The sequence below is a fragment of the Novosphingobium sp. HNCC26DJ243 genome, from assembly GCF_057180545.1.
This window is the reverse complement of record NZ_JBXUGN010000001.1, coordinates 549,463-563,538: the sequence shown is the minus strand read 5'-3', so window position 1 is coordinate 563,538 and position 14,076 is coordinate 549,463. Positions and strand designations below refer to the sequence as shown.

Sequence of the window (14,076 nt, the reverse complement as noted above, 5' to 3'; positions counted from 1 at the left end):
GAAGTGCATGCCGAAAAAATCCGGCGAAAAATTGGAAAGGAATTGAGGATGAACAAGCTTCTTCTGGTTTCAGCTGCGCTCGTTGCTGTCATCGCCTCACCGGCCATGGCGCAGAATGTGACCGGGCAGGTCAATGTCACCGGTAATGTGCAGGGACGTTGTGCGGTGGTCGCAGCCGGTGGCGCTGCGGTACAGTCATTTGCAGGAACGATTGGCCTGGGTCAGCTCGACGAGGATGACGGCACGCTGAAGTCCGGGCTCGAGGGTACGACGAGCGCCGCATCGGGAGGCACGCCGATCACCACGCGGGTCGTCTGCACTTCGGCGACCGTCAACATCGATGTTGCCGCTGACACGCTGGCTTTCGGCGATCGCGGGACGGCACCAGCCTCCGGCTACGCGAACGAGATCAACTACACGGCCGAAATGGAGGTCGCGCTTGCCGGTGGCACCACTGACAAGGTCACATATGCCACCGCCGCAGCGTCGAACGCGTCGGCTACGAAGACGGTCGGCCGTCTTGCAGCAAGCGGAAACAATGTCACCGTTCGCGCCTATGGCTTTGCCACAAAGGGGGCGAGCACCAACTTGCTCGTGGCAGGTGACTACTCGTCCACGATTACAGTCCACGTCGCTCCCGTCGCTTGAGCAAGCCATTGGAAAGGCCCGACATGAGAACGCAAGGCTTCGTCGGAGCAATGCTCATGGCAGCATTGTCCACACCCGCGCTCGGCCAATCGGCGACCGGCACGGTTGATTTGACAGGATCGGTGGAGGGGCGTTGCCTCTTCACCGTACCGAACGAAACGATCAGTCTGGGAGAACTAGCGCTTTCCGGCGCGGACGGCTTGGCAGGGCGGCTGGACACCGCGAAAGTCGATAACCAGTCCGCAACGCTCGGCGGATGGTGCAACCACGCGGCAGCGACGATGAAGGTCGAGGCGCTGCCGCTGCTCAACACGGCTGCGGCCAACGATGCAGCGTTCACCAACCGCATCGATTTTCTAGCCACGGCAGACGCAAATGGCGCCACGGCCAGCGACACCACCATCGATACGGTCGCAGGCAGCGAAGAGAGCGTCGGCATGTTCGCGGGCGATGTGGTCGTAACGCTGGCCAGTGCATCGGCTGCCGGAAAGCTCCTCGTCGCCGGGGACTATTCGGGCCAGGTGCTCGTCACGCTCGCTCCCAACTTCTGACCTACCGCCCGCCTGGCCACGCGCTTGCGAGAGGCTGCCCATTTCGGAGAACTTCCATGAAGTCACTCAAACATCTTGCAGCATCGGCTCTGACACTTCTGCTGCTCGCCCCGACGGTCGCCGCGGCTGCGGACGGGCCCTCGGACCAGGATAGCGCTCAGGTTGCTGTGAACGGCCGGGTTGCCCGGCTTTGCATTCTGGGCGAACCTTCGCGGTCGGTCGTGGATCTGGGCCAGATGGCACAGACATCGGGTGCTAACGTCGGCCGCATTTCCGCACTGCCAGCGCAGACCGTCACTTTGCCATCGAGCTTCTGCAACTTTGCGGGCTCGGTCGTCTCGGTGACGGCGAACGCCTTGGTCGGCGATGCTGCCGGCACGCCGCCGGCCGGATTTGCCAACGCCGTAAACTATGCCGCAACGGCCTCGGGATGGGGCGATGCCGTTGCCTCCGCCACGACGAACGCGGCCGCAGATGGCAGCGATGGCGAAAGCTTCGCCTTAGGCGGCACGCAAGCCGATCCCCGGCTCGCGGATATCGATCTGCAGCTTGCGGCCTATAGTGTCCCGGGCAACGCTTTGCTCATTGCCGGAGGATACACCGGTCAGGTGACCGTCACGCTCGGCCCCGTGCCGATTTCGGAGTGACGGGCCATGATGCGCATCAGTCTTGCGAGCCTTGCCGGATTGGCGTTGCTGCCCATTACGGCAAACGCTCAATCTGTGTCGGATACCAAGGAGTTCGCTGTAGTTGGCACGGTCCCTTCCATCTGCGTCGGCGGATCGGTATCGGAAACGGGCGGTATCTTCGATCTCGGTGTGCTGACCAACACTTCGACCGGACTGCTCAGGTCTGATCTGAGCGCGCCGGTCCAGGTGTTGAGCGGAAGCTTCTGCTCGTCACGCAGCACTATCGCGATCGCCGCGACGCCGCTTGCCGCTCAGAACTTCGCTGGGCCCACACCCAGCGGTTTTTCAAGAAGCGTCGATTATGTAGCGACAGCATCGGGCTGGACGGAAGCACCCGCCGTTTTCGGCACTGCCAACGCAACGAATGCCGCGGCGCTGCAAACACGTGACACGGCCTTCAGTGGCGCGATCACCGTCAGCCTTTCGGACTTTGCCACTTCTGGCGGTTCGGCGCTGCGGATGATTGCCGATGAGGGCTACCGTGGAGAAGTCACTGTAACCTTGACGCCGGAGAGCTGAAGATGGTGATGTTTCCTTCTCTCCCGTTCGCGCGCGCTGCAAGTGCTGCGTTAATTGCAGCGGGCTGTGTTCAGGCCGCCCTTGCCCAGGCTGCCCCTGATTCGCGATCGATACCCGTAACGGGATCCGTGCCACAGGTCTGCACGGTAGGCGAAGGGGACCTTCAAGCTGGTCAGCTGATCAATTTCAATGGGCTTTCCGGAGATACGCTTCAGGTCACCCAACTGGTCGACGACCAGACACTTGCCGCCCGCGCCGCAAGCGCCACTGTGTCCTTTGATGCGGTCTGCAACTATCCGCACCAGATACGCATAGAGTCTGAAAACAACGGGCTGTGGCCAACCGACGGGCGCACTGTCATCGTGGCATCCGGCTTCGCGACTGCGTTGCCCTACGATGCCAGCGTTACCTGGTCCGATCGGTCCGGGCGACTGCAAACCGATGCGCTCGTTCGCAGCAGCAGAACTCGGCTGATCACGCTCGATCAGGCTGCTTCTGGCACGCTGACGCTGAAACTCGCCATCGCTGCGGGCGCGTCGAATGTCGGCACCAATGCACCGGTACTTGCAGGGGCCTACGGCGATACCTTGCGCATCTATCTGGAGCCACGCTGATGCGCTGCGCACTCCTTTGCGCCCCTGCGGCCATGATTTTTGCGCAGCCGCTGGCCGCGCAAGACGCGGATCGGGCGTCGCAGGCGCTGGAACTGAGCGCTACGGCGCCGCCTGCCTGTGTCATCAAGTCAGCGCGTGCGTTGGTCACAAGCAACTCCTCGTTCCAGGCCAATGGTTCGTCGGGCGGGACGGTCACGATCACCCGGCTGGTCGATCCGGACACGGCCGAGCCGCGCGCTGCAACGACGGAACTGGTGATCGGCGCGACATGCAATTCGTCACACAGCGTGTCCGCCATTTCCGGGCGGGGCGGGTTGCGCCGTCTCGGCACCACGAGTGGATCGGGCAACGGCTTTGCCGAGTATCTCCCCTATGCGCTCAGACTGGTGTGGGCCGGCAATACGCGAGACCAGGCCAGCAACGTCGGTCCACTGGCGCTTGCGGTCGGTAATGGCGCGACCGGAGACCTCTTGCTGCGCATTGCCACGCCTTCAGGCGGAACGCCCCTTGTCGCGGGCGAATACGACGATTCCATCGTGATCCAGTTGCAGCCGGCCAGTTGAGTCGCGCTGCGCCGACAAGGAGGCTTTCCATGAAGCCATTGCATTCAATCCTGCTAGCGGCGTCGGCCATTGTCGGCGTCTGCAGCAGCCCTCTTTCTGCGATGACGGTCCAGCCTGTGGTGATCGACCTGAAGACCTCGGGACGCGAAATGTCTCAGGTTGTCACGGTCGAGAACACCTTTGCCAATCCTCTGCCGGTCGAACTCACGGTTCAGGACCTGGCGCTCACCGACACCGGCGTCGTGGCCACTGGGAAGGATGCCGGGGACCTGCTGGTCTTTCCTCCCCAAGCGATGATCGAGCCGGGCCAGACCCAGTCTTTTCGCGTGCAGTATGTGGGCGATCCCGCACTGGCGAGCAGCAAGCACTATTACATCACCGTTGCGCAGTTGCCGGTGAAGTTGCCCGAAGGTCAGTCGGCGATCCAGATACTCTACAATTTTCAGGTTCTTGCCAGCGTTGCACCAGTCGGTGTGAAGCCGTTGATCGAGGTGACATCGGCTGAAGTTGGAAAGGATGGACAGGGAAAGCCGGTTGCCGTGCTGACGGTTGCGAACGGCTCGCCGGTTCACGGGTACCTGAGCGCCAGCAAGCTGCGTTTGGTCGAGCGCGACGCTGCCGGGAAGGAACTGTTCCGCCGCACGCTGTCGGGCCCGGAGATTCAACAGACAATGGGCTTTGGCCTCGTCGGCGGCAACCAGTCCCGCAAGGTCACGGTGCCATTGGAACTGCCTGCGGCCGATGGCACGGTCGAGGCGAGCGTCAGCCCGGAGAGATGATATGAGGTCCGGGGCAAAGCGGGTATGTGCGCTGGGCGCGAGCATGTTGATCATCGGTCGCGGGTCGATCGATTGCGCGCTCGCTGCGAGTCCGGGGTTGGCCAGCGATGGCGTAGCTTTGGCCGCTGCTTCGGCTGCAGGTAGCGGCCAGCAACTTCCGGCACCGGCCTTTCGCACGCAAAAGCTGAATCCGACGGGCCGCGTCGTGGTGCTGACCGTTCCCGCCAAGGACGGTGGCACGTTCCTTGGCGATATCCCGTTGCAGATCGATCCGGATGATCGCCTGACTTTTCCCGCGACGCGCGCGATCCAGGTTCTCTCGTCAACACTGGCTCCAGATGTTCTTGAAAGCCTTCGCACAGCGTTCGGCGGACGCGCGCAGATCGGGCCTGAAGACTTTGCGCCAGCCGGGATTGTCGTCGGCTACGATCCGCGCACGCTCGAACTGCAGTTTCAGATCCCTACTGAACGCCGTGCGTCGCGCAGCGTCTCGGTTTCGACGCTTGACCGCTCGCAGATCGGCGAACTCGCTCGCCCGGCGAATTTCAGCGCCTACATCAATATGCGAGGGTCGCTCGATCTGATCGAGGATGGCGCTGCTACCGGGCTGCAATCGCCCGTCATGCTGCTCGACGGCGCGATGCGGATGGGGCCTGTTGTCGCGGAGAGTGATGCCATCTGGCAGCCGGGCGGCTTTGGTGCAGATTTCCAGCGTCTCGGCAGCCGCCTTGTGTTCGATGACATGAAACACCTCGTGCGGATTTCGGCGGGCGACCTTGAAACGCAGGCGCGCGGATTTCAATCAGCACCCGATATGGCCGGAATCTCGCTGTTTCGATCCTACGGCACGCTCAACCCGCAGCAGATCGTACGCCCACGCGGCGACCGTGCCTTCCGCCTTGATCGCGCGTCGACGGTCGAGGTCGTGGTCAACGGCCAGCAGGTGCGCCGCCTTCAACTGGCGCCAGGCAATTACAACCTTCGCGACTTTCCCTTTGCGCAGGGCGCGAACGACATCCGCCTCAACATTCTTGATGATGCTGGCCGATCGGAGGTAGTGCGGTTCAACATCTTCGTCGATCAGACGCAACTTGGCAAAGGCCTGAGCGAATTCGGGCTCTATGCCGGGGTGAAGGCACCGCTGGGCCTGCGCGGACCTAGCTATTCGAACGACTGGATCGTCTCCGGTTACTATCGCCGGGGACTTTCGGACGCCGTGACGCTCGGAGCCAATGTCCAGGCAGACGCGCGCAGTCGCATGGGCGGGTTTGAGGCAGTGTTCGGGACGCCAATCGGTACGCTTGGCGCAAACCTTTCGGTCAGCAAGGTTGATGGCATTGGCTCAGGGCATGCGTTCAACGCAACGTTCCAGCGTCTGATCCAGCGGCCAAGCGGACTTGGAGATACCTTCAATCTGTTTTTTGAGCGCCGGAGCCGTCGCTTTGCGCCCGTCAGCTTCTTCCTGCCCGACAACCCCTATCGGTTCGAAATCGGTGGGGGCTATACGCACTCCTTCACGACAAGCCTTTATGGGGGCGTGGACGCGCGCTTCTCGAAAGGCCGCAATGGTCGTCGCGATGTGCACAACTACCGCATCAGCGCGGGCTGGCGCCTTTCGGACCGCGCTACGCTCAATGCCGAAACGCGCTTCCAGCAGGATTCGCTCGGCAGGGATGTGAGCGGTTTCATCTCGCTGATCGTCCGCCTCGGTCGCTATTCGACCATCCGTTCCGAGTTTGACTCGCGCGACAATCGCTTCCGCTCATCCTACCAGACGCTCAATGGCAGCGGTGTGGGAAGCTACAACGTGACCGCCGACGTCGAACGCTCGGACAATGGCGCAGGCGTCAGCATGAACGCCAACTACTTTGCCAATCGCGGCGAGCTCGGTTTCAGTCATTTCGGCACCTACACACGCGGGTTTGGCGAAAGCCTGAACCAGCGCAGCACGTTCCGCCTCGGCACATCGCTGGCCCTTGCTGGTGGTGCCGTTTCGGTGGGGCGCCCGATCTATGACAGCTTCGCGATTGTCAAACCGCACAAGAGCCTCGGGAAGGCCGACGTGATTGTTGACGCGTCGCCGTTTGGCGACGCGGCCAACACCGGGGCGCTGCGGACGGCCACGATGCCGAGCCTTCCGTCCTACTCCGAACGTACCGTACCGCTCGACGTCAAGAACGCTCCGGTCGGCACAGACATCGGACAAGGAACGTTCCGGGTTTTCCCCAAGTATCGCAGCGGATATCTCGTCACGGTAGGGTCGGACTACAACGTTACCGCACTCGGCACGCTGGTGAACATCGACGGTGAGCCCGTTTCGCTGGTGACCGGCACCGCCACCGAACTGGCGCATCCCGATCGTTCCGCCCAAACCGTCTTCACCAACCGTCAGGGACGCTTTGGCATCACCGGCCTCGCCGCCGGCAAATGGAGGATCGAAATGCTCGATCCGGCGAGATCGATCTACGTCATTGATATTCCGTCGCAGTCCACTGGAATCGTCAGGCTTGGCGAGATCAAGCCGAAAGAGGGAAGCCGCTGAAATGAAGCCTGTGCTCGGCCTTGGTGCATTTGTCGCAGCATGCGTCGCAATCCTCGCTCCGGGGGCAGCCCAAGCTGCGCGTTGCGGTCTGACGACAGTCAGCGGGGGCAATACGACCACGGTCTACGATCCGTTCAATCCCGCCGCGACGACCGTAAACGTCACCAATCTCGTACTCTCGCGAGTAAATGGCGCAAATGGCGAGAAGACGTCGTCGATCAACTTCTTCATTCAGGGGCAGAGCCCGGCCCAGAACGGTTCGACCATCGTCTTCAGCAGTGGCAGCGGCTCGGGCAGCGGCACCGGCTACAACCAGAATCTGTTTTTCAATTACGGATCGACGGGTCCGTCGCCTCTCAACAACTCGAGCAGCCCGCCCGCTGGGGTCTTTCGCTGGGAGTTTTCGGGCAACAATGCCCAGTCTGACACTTTTACGGTCAGCGCCTCGATCACCCTGCCACAGAACCTTAACCTCACCGCGGGCACACAGCTTTCGTTCGATATCGTCTACAGCTGTGCCGGCACGGGCGGGGGTGGCCAGTTCAGTGAAACCGGGACGGTTCCCGGAGCGATTACAGCCAACATCGAAGTGCGCAGCGCGTTGCGTGCCAGCTTTGTCGGCACAGCCCTCGATTTTGGCGAACTGGCGCAAATTTCGGACGCTCAGGCATCCGCTATCAAGACCTCGACGTCGAACTATGTCCGGGTGCAAAGTTCGGGGCCCTATTCGGTTTCCCTTGCCGTCGATTCAACCGACGCCAACCCCTTCACGCTCACTCCCGGAGCGAGCGCGACGACCGACCCTTTGCAGCGCATTCGCTATTCACTCAAATTTCTCGGACAGACGCGCTCTGCCACAGCCACCAGCGCGATCACGCAGACCTGCGCGCGCGCCGGGGTGGGCGATAGTGTGGAAGACCGATTGCCCCTTCAGGGGACCCTGATCGATGGAGGCTCGAACAAGGCGGTGTCGCCCAGTTATTCCGAGTACCTCATCGTCACGGTCACCCCTCTGGCCGTCGGTACGTCCGCACCCGTGGACTGCGGCAATATCGCACTCTGACGCTCAGCGCGGCTCAATGCGGAATCGGATCGAGCCACCCTTCGAGCCATTGCTTTCGATCTGGATAGATCGGGTTGCCGATGCTGCGTGATTGCTATCGCTGACAACCACTTCACCCGATGTTCCAAGATTCAGGACCTGACCATCGATGATGAGCCGACCAGAAGCGAGCTGCGGTGAATAGCTGGCCACGACGCGGTAGCCTGCGCCATTATTGCAGAATTCGCGCAACGTGCCGCGGGCCTGGCTGGCCGAAACAGTCCCGCTAGCGCCGTTTTCGATCGTGACGCGACACACCACGGGTACCGTGCCATGGATGCGCAGAGAGGACATCACATCGGAAGCGGAAACCGCTCCGCCGGATATGAGCATTGCCGCCCCTGCAATGTAGAAAAGCGTAGTGATGGATTTCATTGGCCGAACTCCGTTAGGATGTCCGAACTGTGCATGCCGGTTCCCCAACAGCAGGTTTTCCCAACTGGTTAACGTGCAGCGGCGAAATGGAAGGAACTACGGTATTCTGCGGTTTTTCAGGGATAACATCGCTTAGTATGAACACGTAGAGTGGCTTTAGCCGCGTCGGCCAACCGTGCAGGCGGGAACCTGCGAGGACGTCGCGCATAGACCCTTGCGGCAGCACCAGGCGGTGCACCGGACAAAGGATCTATGACAATGGCCGCGCGCGCATTCTGGCAGGGACAGCTTCGCCTCGCGCTGGTCTCGATCCCGGTGGAAGTCTACCCGGCAACACGCAGCGCGGCGGCAATCAGTTTTCACCAGATCCACGAGCCAAGCGGCAAGCGCATCCGTTATGAAAAGACGGCTCCCGGCATCGGCGCAGTCGATCCCGAAGAGATCGTAAAGGGCTATGAAGTTTCGAAGGGCAACTACGTCCTTCTTGACGACGAGGAGATCGAGTCCGTCAAGATCGAGAGCCGCAAGACGCTGGAGCTTGTCCAGTTCGTGGGGGCGGACGAGATCGACGTGCTCTATTACGAAAAGCCCTACTTCGTCGTCCCGGCGGACGATCTTGCCGAGGATGCCTACATTGTCCTGCGCGAAGCACTTCGGCAAACCCGCAAGGTCGGGTTGGGCCAGCTGTCGGTGCGCGGGCGCGAACAACTCGTATCGCTGAAGCCCTGCGGTCGTGGCCTGATCATGGAGGTGTTGCGCTATGCCGATGAAGTGCAGCGTGCCCAGAACTGGTTTCGCGACATCCCCGCGCGCGATGCCGACCCCGAACTGCTCGACCTTGCGGCAACGCTGATCGAAAAGAAGACCGCCAAGTTCGAGCCCGACAAGTTCCATGATCGCTATGTCGACGCGCTCGAAGCCCTGATCGAGAAGAAGGTCAAGGCCAAAGGCAAGCGCATTGTCGAAGATCCTGACGCCGATGAAGCACCCAAGGGCGGCAATGTCATCGATCTGATGGCCGCTCTCAAGAAATCGCTGGGCGATGACGACAAAGCTGAAGGTGCGCCCAGGAAGCGCGCTGCTGCCAAGACGCGGCGGAGGGCCTGACAGTGGCGGTCAACGATCCGTTATCCGCCTATAACGCCAAGCGCGACTTCAAGCGCACTGCAGAACCTGCGGGCAAGCGCAAGTCGAGCGCCAAAGGCAATCTTTTCATTGTCCAGAAGCATGATGCGACGCGGCTGCACTGGGATTTCCGGATCGAGGTCGATGGCGTGCTCAAAAGCTGGGCCGTGACGCGCGGGCCGAGCCTTGATCCCGAGGACAAGCGCCTCGCCGTGCAGACCGAGGACCATCCTCTCGAATATGCCGAATTCGAAGGCACGATACCCGAAGGCGAATACGGCGGCGGCACCGTCATGCTGTGGGATCGCGGAACCTGGGAGCCTGTACCCGGCAAGAGCGCGACGGACCTCGAAAAGGGGCATCTGCATTTCAGGCTCGATGGCGAGCGAATGAAAGGCGAATGGCTGCTCATCCGCCTCAAGCCTCGTGGCAACGAGAAGCGCGTCAATTGGCTGCTTCGCAAGATCGATGACGAGTTCGCAAGTCCTGGCGCAGGGCTGGTCGAACGCGCGCTGACCAGCGTCCTGACTGACCGCACGATGGCTGAGATCGCCGCAGACAAGCAGGGCTCGCACTCCCTGAAAGGCAAGAACGGCGCGTCGTTTGCGCAGGAGATGAGTTCCGCAGCCCGGCACAATGCAAAGAAAGCGCGTCCGAAGGCGCGGGCCAACGCCCCGCTGCCGGAATTCAAGCCATTGCAGCTTGCGACACTTGTCGATGACGTTCCCGCCGGGAGCCAGTGGCTGCACGAAATCAAGTTCGACGGTTATCGTGCCCTGATCGCGGCGCGAGGTCGGGAGGTGCGTGTGTTCACGCGCAGCGGGCTCGACTGGACCGAAAAATTCGCGCCGCTAGTCCGCCACATGGCGAAGCTTGACCTGCCAGCTTGCCTGATCGACGGCGAGATCGTCGCGGCCGACAGCGACGGCAATCCCGATTTCTCCCGCCTGCAGACCGTCCTCAAGCGCGGTCATGGCGAACAGGCTGAAAGCGACGCGCTGTCGTTTCACGCCTTCGACCTGCTCGAACAGGAGGGCGAGGACTTGCGCCCCTTGACCAATATCGAGCGCAAGCAAAGGCTTTCTGCGCTTCTTGCAGGGGCACCGGCCCCGATACATGTGGCACAACACATCATCGGTGGCGGGGAAAAACTGCTCGGCGCACTATGCGGCGCGGGACAGGAAGGCATCATCTGCAAGCGCGCTGACGCTGCCTACGTCGGAAAACGGACGCAGAACTGGCTCAAGGTGAAGTGCATTCTTCGCCAGGAATTCGTGATCGTCGGACACACCAGGTCGTCGGCGCGCGCGCGTCCGTTCGCCTCGGTGCTCCTCGCGCAGAATGAAGGCGGTGCGCTGGTCTACAAGGGAAAAGTCGGAACGGGATTTGACGGCAAATTGCTCGACGATCTTGCCGCACGCTTCGCCAAGCTTGAGACCGCCAAGGCACCTGTGGACGTTCCCAAGCCTGATGCGCGCGGCGTTACGTGGCTCAAACCGAAGCTCGTTGCGGAAATTGCCTTTGCCGAGTTCACGGGCGAAGGGCGTGTGCGCCATGGCAGCTTTGTCGGCTTGCGGGAAGACAAGAAGGCATCGGAGATCGTGCCCGAGCGTGCGGTCCATCTCGCCGACGCGCCCGAGGCTGTCGCGATCAGCAATCGCAATCGCGTCATCTTCCCTGAGACCGGCCAGACGAAGGGCAACCTCGCGGATTACTACTCGGCGATCGCGCCTGCGATGCTGCCGTTCACGGCAAACCGGCCGATCAGTCTGGTTCGCTGCCCGCAAGGGCGTGCGAAGCAATGTTTCTTCCAGAAGCATGACAGCGGATCGTTCGGCGACCATGTCGGCCAGGTCCCGATCCGCGAGAAGGACGGGACAACCGAGGATTACCTTTATGTCACTGACGCTGCCGGTATCCTGACCTGCGTCCAGATGGGCACGATCGAATTCCACGGATGGTGTGCCCGAGTTGACGACGTCGAAGCACCTGATCGGATGGTCATCGACCTCGACCCCGACGAAGCGCTCGATTTTGCCGACGTCAAACGCGCGGCAAAGGACATCCGCGACCGTCTTTCCGACCTCGGCCTTGTCAGCTTCGCCATGCTGTCAGGCGGCAAGGGCGTTCACGTGGTCGTTCCTCTGCGCCCAGATCACACTTGGGCCGAACATGCCGACTTCGCCGAGCGCTTCGCCAAGGCGATGAGCCTTGCGGAGCCTGAACGATTTGTAGCGACGATGAGCAAGGCCAAGCGCAAGGGCCGCATATTCATTGATTGGCTCCGCAACCAGCGTGGCAGCACCGCGGTGATGCCCTACTCCGCCCGAGCGCGCGAAGGGGCGCCGGTGGCGGTGCCGATCACCTGGGATGAGCTCGAAGGCTTTGACAGTGCCCACCCCTTTTCTATTGCAGACGCGGAAGATTTGCTGAAACGCGCTTCTGGCAAAGCGCTGGCCGGCTGGGGCGTGGCAGCCCAAGCCTTGCCGGAATTCTAGACAATGTCTTGCGGTCGCACGAGGCGATCGAATGTTGCTTCGTCGACAAGGCCCAACGCCAGCGCCGCCTCACGCAGGCTTGTATCATGCTCATGCGCATGCTTGGCGATCTTCGCTGCGCCGTCGTACCCGATTTCCGGCGCGAGAGCGGTGACCAGCATGAGCGAGCGTTCGACAAGCTCGGCGATACGCTTGCGGTTCGGTTCGATGCCTTCGATGCACCGCGTGGCGAAACTCGCCATTCCAACCGACAAGAGATGCACCGAACGCAGCACTGCCGCGCCGATCATTGGCTTGAATACATTGAGTTCGAGATGTCCCTGCAGCCCGCCGATGGTGACAGCCTGATGGTTGCCGATGACCTGCGCGGCCACCATCGTCAACATCTCGGCCTGGGTCGGGTTGACCTTGCCCGGCATGATCGAACTGCCGGGCTCGTTGGCGGGCAGATCCAGTTCTCCAAGTCCTGAACGCGGCCCCGAGCCGAGCAGCCGGGTATCGTTTGCAATCTTGGTGAGCGTCACAGCCAGCGTCGCCAGCGTCGCCGAGAACTGGACCAGCGCATCGTTCGAGGCCAGCGCCTCGAACTTGTTGGGTGCGGTGACGAAGCTGTGACCGGTGAACTGCGCGATCTGGGCGGCGATATCTTCCGCGAAACCCTCGGGCGCATTGAGGCCCGTGCCGACCGCCGTCCCGCCCTGAGCCAGACGCAGAAGATGACGCTCCGCATCCTTCAGACGTTCGGTCGCGTCGCTCAATTGCTGTGCGTAGCCCGAAAACTCCTGACCGAGCGTGAGCGGCGTCGCGTCCTGCAGATGCGTGCGTCCGATCTTGACGATGTCCGACCACGCCAGCGCCGCCCCCGCCAGAGCGCCGCGCAGACGGCCCAGCGCCGGCAGCAGGGTGTCGTTCAGCGCTTCTACCGCGGCGATGTGCAGCGCGGTAGGAAAGGTGTCATTCGACGATTGACCCATGTTGACGTGGTCATTGGGGTGAACCGGAGACTTGCCTCCGCGCGCGCCCGTCAGGATTTCGTTCGCGCGTCCTGCGACCACCTCGTTCACGTTCATATTCGATTGGGTACCGCTTCCGGTCTGCCAGATCACAAGGGGGAACTGGTCGTCGAGCTTGCCTTCGCACACCTCTCTGGCGGCCTCGCCAATTGCCTCGGCAATCGAGCTGTCCAGACCATGCTTGCGGTTCACCGTAGCTGCCGCCTGCTTGATCAAAGCCAATGCTCGAACGATACCGAGCGGCATTGCCTCGGTCGGACCGAACGGGAAATTTTCGATGCTGCGCTGCGTCTGCGCGCCCCAATAGGCGCCGGCAGGCACGTGCACGGTGCCGAGGCTATCGGATTCTGTGCGGTACTTCATGGGGCCTCCTGCCGCCTTTGGGTCAGGTTCGGTTTAGCAGAGCTTCGACGGTATCGTCTGCAGTAGCCTGCTTGTCCGTCATCTGGCCAACCTCGACTTCAAGGGCCGTGCGCAGGCGGCAGATCTGGTCGTCGGTCAGATGCTCGATGCCGACAAAGCCTTCGCGCGCCTTGTCGACCGCGCGCAGCAACTCATCGAGCTTGGCCTGCATCGCAGCGGCATCGCGGTTCTGGCTGTTCTGGATCAGGAACACCATCAGGAAGGTGATGATCGTAGTGCCTGTGTTGATGACGAGCTGCCAGGTGTCGCTCCACTGGAACAACGGCCCGCTCACCGCCCAGATGATGATTACCAACAGCGCCGTGATGAAAGTCGCCGGGCGGCCTGCCCAGCCGGAAACGCGATTTGCGACAGATGTGAAGAAGCGATCCATCTCTCCGTTCAAGCCTTGCGCTTGTGGTCGGGCTTGCCCTTGCGGCTGGTCGATGCGAGTTCCTCGAGTTCCTGCTCGGTCATCGATTTCTCCATCGATTTCGAAGCGCCCTTGAGGTCCGACTTCGCGGTATCGCCGCGCTTGGCGGAAAGAGCGGCTCCGGCAGCCTTCTGCTGCGCGGCGGATTTTGCGGGCATGGTTGCTTCTCCTTGCAGCAACAAACGCAGGCATCGTGCCAGCGTTCCGGTGCCTTAAAAGGGTG

Annotated in this window: 15 protein-coding genes; 11 read left to right on the top strand and 4 right to left on the bottom strand. The window is 61.8% G+C overall.

The features are described from left to right. Positions 1 to 48: 48 nt before the first annotated feature. The 9 genes from AC2A04_RS02740 to AC2A04_RS02700 all read left to right on the top strand — a co-directional run bounded on the left by AC2A04_RS02740 (position 49) and on the right by AC2A04_RS02700 (position 7,968). Positions 49 to 648 (top strand): hypothetical protein, encoded by a 600-nt coding sequence (locus AC2A04_RS02740; RefSeq protein ID WP_484210781.1) that lies wholly within the window; start codon positions 49 to 51, stop codon positions 646 to 648. A 23-nt stretch (positions 649 to 671) separates the two neighbouring features. Beyond that, complete coding sequence (locus tag AC2A04_RS02735; protein WP_484210780.1) at positions 672 to 1,199, top strand: hypothetical protein; 528 nt, start codon at positions 672 to 674, stop codon at positions 1,197 to 1,199. Between the two features lie 56 nt (positions 1,200 to 1,255). Continuing rightward, a complete protein-coding gene (locus AC2A04_RS02730) occupies positions 1,256 to 1,846 on the top strand; it encodes a hypothetical protein (RefSeq protein WP_484210779.1) in 591 nt (196 codons plus the stop codon). Positions 1,847 to 1,891: 45 nt separating this feature from the next. Further along, on the top strand, positions 1,892 to 2,407 hold the full coding sequence (locus tag AC2A04_RS02725; RefSeq protein ID WP_484210778.1) for a hypothetical protein: 516 nt from the start codon (positions 1,892 to 1,894) through the stop codon (positions 2,405 to 2,407). A 128-nt stretch (positions 2,408 to 2,535) separates the two neighbouring features. Beyond that, positions 2,536 to 3,021: a hypothetical protein gene (locus AC2A04_RS02720; protein ID WP_484210777.1), complete on the top strand. Its 486-nt coding sequence runs from the start codon at positions 2,536 to 2,538 to the stop codon at positions 3,019 to 3,021. Continuing rightward, positions 3,021 to 3,584 carry a hypothetical protein gene (locus AC2A04_RS02715; RefSeq protein ID WP_484210776.1) on the top strand — a complete coding sequence of 188 codons (564 nt, stop codon included), beginning with the start codon at positions 3,021 to 3,023 and terminating at the stop codon, positions 3,582 to 3,584. The genes AC2A04_RS02720 and AC2A04_RS02715 overlap by 1 nt, the downstream gene beginning before the upstream one ends. Before the next feature lie 29 nt (positions 3,585 to 3,613). Further along, positions 3,614 to 4,363 carry a fimbria/pilus periplasmic chaperone gene (locus AC2A04_RS02710; protein ID WP_484210775.1) on the top strand — a complete coding sequence of 250 codons (750 nt, stop codon included), beginning with the start codon at positions 3,614 to 3,616 and terminating at the stop codon, positions 4,361 to 4,363. 43 nt (positions 4,364 to 4,406) lie between these two features. Continuing rightward, the gene (locus AC2A04_RS02705) at positions 4,407 to 6,905 is read left to right on the top strand and encodes a fimbria/pilus outer membrane usher protein (RefSeq protein WP_484210774.1); all 2,499 of its coding nucleotides are present in this window, start codon (positions 4,407 to 4,409) and stop codon (positions 6,903 to 6,905) included. Between the two features lies 1 nt (position 6,906). Further along, positions 6,907 to 7,968, top strand: coding sequence for a hypothetical protein (locus AC2A04_RS02700; RefSeq protein WP_484210773.1), 1,062 nt, complete (start codon positions 6,907 to 6,909; stop codon positions 7,966 to 7,968). A gap of 3 nt (positions 7,969 to 7,971) precedes the next feature. On the opposite strand, the gene AC2A04_RS02695 is transcribed toward AC2A04_RS02700, so the two are convergent. After that, positions 7,972 to 8,382 carry a hypothetical protein gene (locus tag AC2A04_RS02695; RefSeq protein WP_484210772.1) on the bottom strand — a complete coding sequence of 137 codons (411 nt, stop codon included), beginning with the start codon at positions 8,380 to 8,382 and terminating at the stop codon, positions 7,972 to 7,974. Positions 8,383 to 8,640: 258 nt separating this feature from the next. On the opposite strand from AC2A04_RS02695, the gene ku reads away from it, so the two are divergent. Both ku and ligD read left to right on the top strand, forming a co-directional pair. Beyond that, positions 8,641 to 9,489: a non-homologous end joining protein Ku gene (gene ku / locus AC2A04_RS02690; RefSeq protein ID WP_484210771.1), complete on the top strand. Its 849-nt coding sequence runs from the start codon at positions 8,641 to 8,643 to the stop codon at positions 9,487 to 9,489. A gap of 2 nt (positions 9,490 to 9,491) precedes the next feature. Continuing rightward, positions 9,492 to 12,005, top strand: a complete 2,514-nt coding sequence (ligD, locus tag AC2A04_RS02685; protein ID WP_484210770.1) for a DNA ligase D — start codon at positions 9,492 to 9,494, stop codon at positions 12,003 to 12,005. Here the strand turns inward: ligD and fumC are convergent. The 3 genes from fumC to AC2A04_RS02670 are packed head-to-tail and all read right to left on the bottom strand — an operon-like array spanning position 12,002 to position 14,011. Then, positions 12,002 to 13,381 carry a class II fumarate hydratase gene (gene fumC, locus AC2A04_RS02680; RefSeq protein WP_484210769.1) on the bottom strand — a complete coding sequence of 460 codons (1,380 nt, stop codon included), beginning with the start codon at positions 13,379 to 13,381 and terminating at the stop codon, positions 12,002 to 12,004. The genes ligD and fumC overlap by 4 nt on opposite strands. A gap of 22 nt (positions 13,382 to 13,403) precedes the next feature. Then, complete coding sequence (locus AC2A04_RS02675) at positions 13,404 to 13,814, bottom strand: low affinity iron permease family protein (RefSeq protein ID WP_484210768.1); 411 nt, start codon at positions 13,812 to 13,814, stop codon at positions 13,404 to 13,406. An 8-nt stretch (positions 13,815 to 13,822) separates the two neighbouring features. Next, a complete protein-coding gene (locus AC2A04_RS02670) occupies positions 13,823 to 14,011 on the bottom strand; it encodes a DUF3008 family protein (RefSeq protein WP_484210767.1) in 189 nt (62 codons plus the stop codon). Positions 14,012 to 14,076: the final 65 nt, after the last annotated feature.

What these genes read in the sequence shown, in the direction of transcription:
- AC2A04_RS02740 (WP_484210781.1), top strand. Translation starts at nt 49, where the DNA reads ATGAACAAGCTTCTTCTGGTTTCAGCTGCGCTCGTTGCTGTCATCGCC.
- AC2A04_RS02735 (WP_484210780.1), top strand. Translation starts at nt 672, where the DNA reads ATGAGAACGCAAGGCTTCGTCGGAGCAATGCTCATGGCAGCATTGTCC.
- AC2A04_RS02730 (WP_484210779.1), top strand. Translation starts at nt 1,256, where the DNA reads ATGAAGTCACTCAAACATCTTGCAGCATCGGCTCTGACACTTCTGCTG.
- AC2A04_RS02715 (WP_484210776.1), top strand. Translation starts at nt 3,021, where the DNA reads ATGCGCTGCGCACTCCTTTGCGCCCCTGCGGCCATGATTTTTGCGCAG.
- AC2A04_RS02710 (WP_484210775.1), top strand. Translation starts at nt 3,614, where the DNA reads ATGAAGCCATTGCATTCAATCCTGCTAGCGGCGTCGGCCATTGTCGGC.
- AC2A04_RS02705 (WP_484210774.1), top strand. Translation starts at nt 4,407, where the DNA reads ATGTTGATCATCGGTCGCGGGTCGATCGATTGCGCGCTCGCTGCGAGT.
- AC2A04_RS02700 (WP_484210773.1), top strand. Translation starts at nt 6,907, where the DNA reads ATGAAGCCTGTGCTCGGCCTTGGTGCATTTGTCGCAGCATGCGTCGCA.
- AC2A04_RS02695 (WP_484210772.1), bottom strand. Translation starts at nt 8,382, where the DNA reads ATGAAATCCATCACTACGCTTTTCTACATTGCAGGGGCGGCAATGCTC.
- ku (WP_484210771.1), top strand. Translation starts at nt 8,641, where the DNA reads ATGGCCGCGCGCGCATTCTGGCAGGGACAGCTTCGCCTCGCGCTGGTC.
- fumC (WP_484210769.1), bottom strand. Translation starts at nt 13,381, where the DNA reads ATGAAGTACCGCACAGAATCCGATAGCCTCGGCACCGTGCACGTGCCT.
- AC2A04_RS02675 (WP_484210768.1), bottom strand. Translation starts at nt 13,814, where the DNA reads ATGGATCGCTTCTTCACATCTGTCGCAAATCGCGTTTCCGGCTGGGCA.
- AC2A04_RS02670 (WP_484210767.1), bottom strand. Translation starts at nt 14,011, where the DNA reads ATGCCCGCAAAATCCGCCGCGCAGCAGAAGGCTGCCGGAGCCGCTCTT.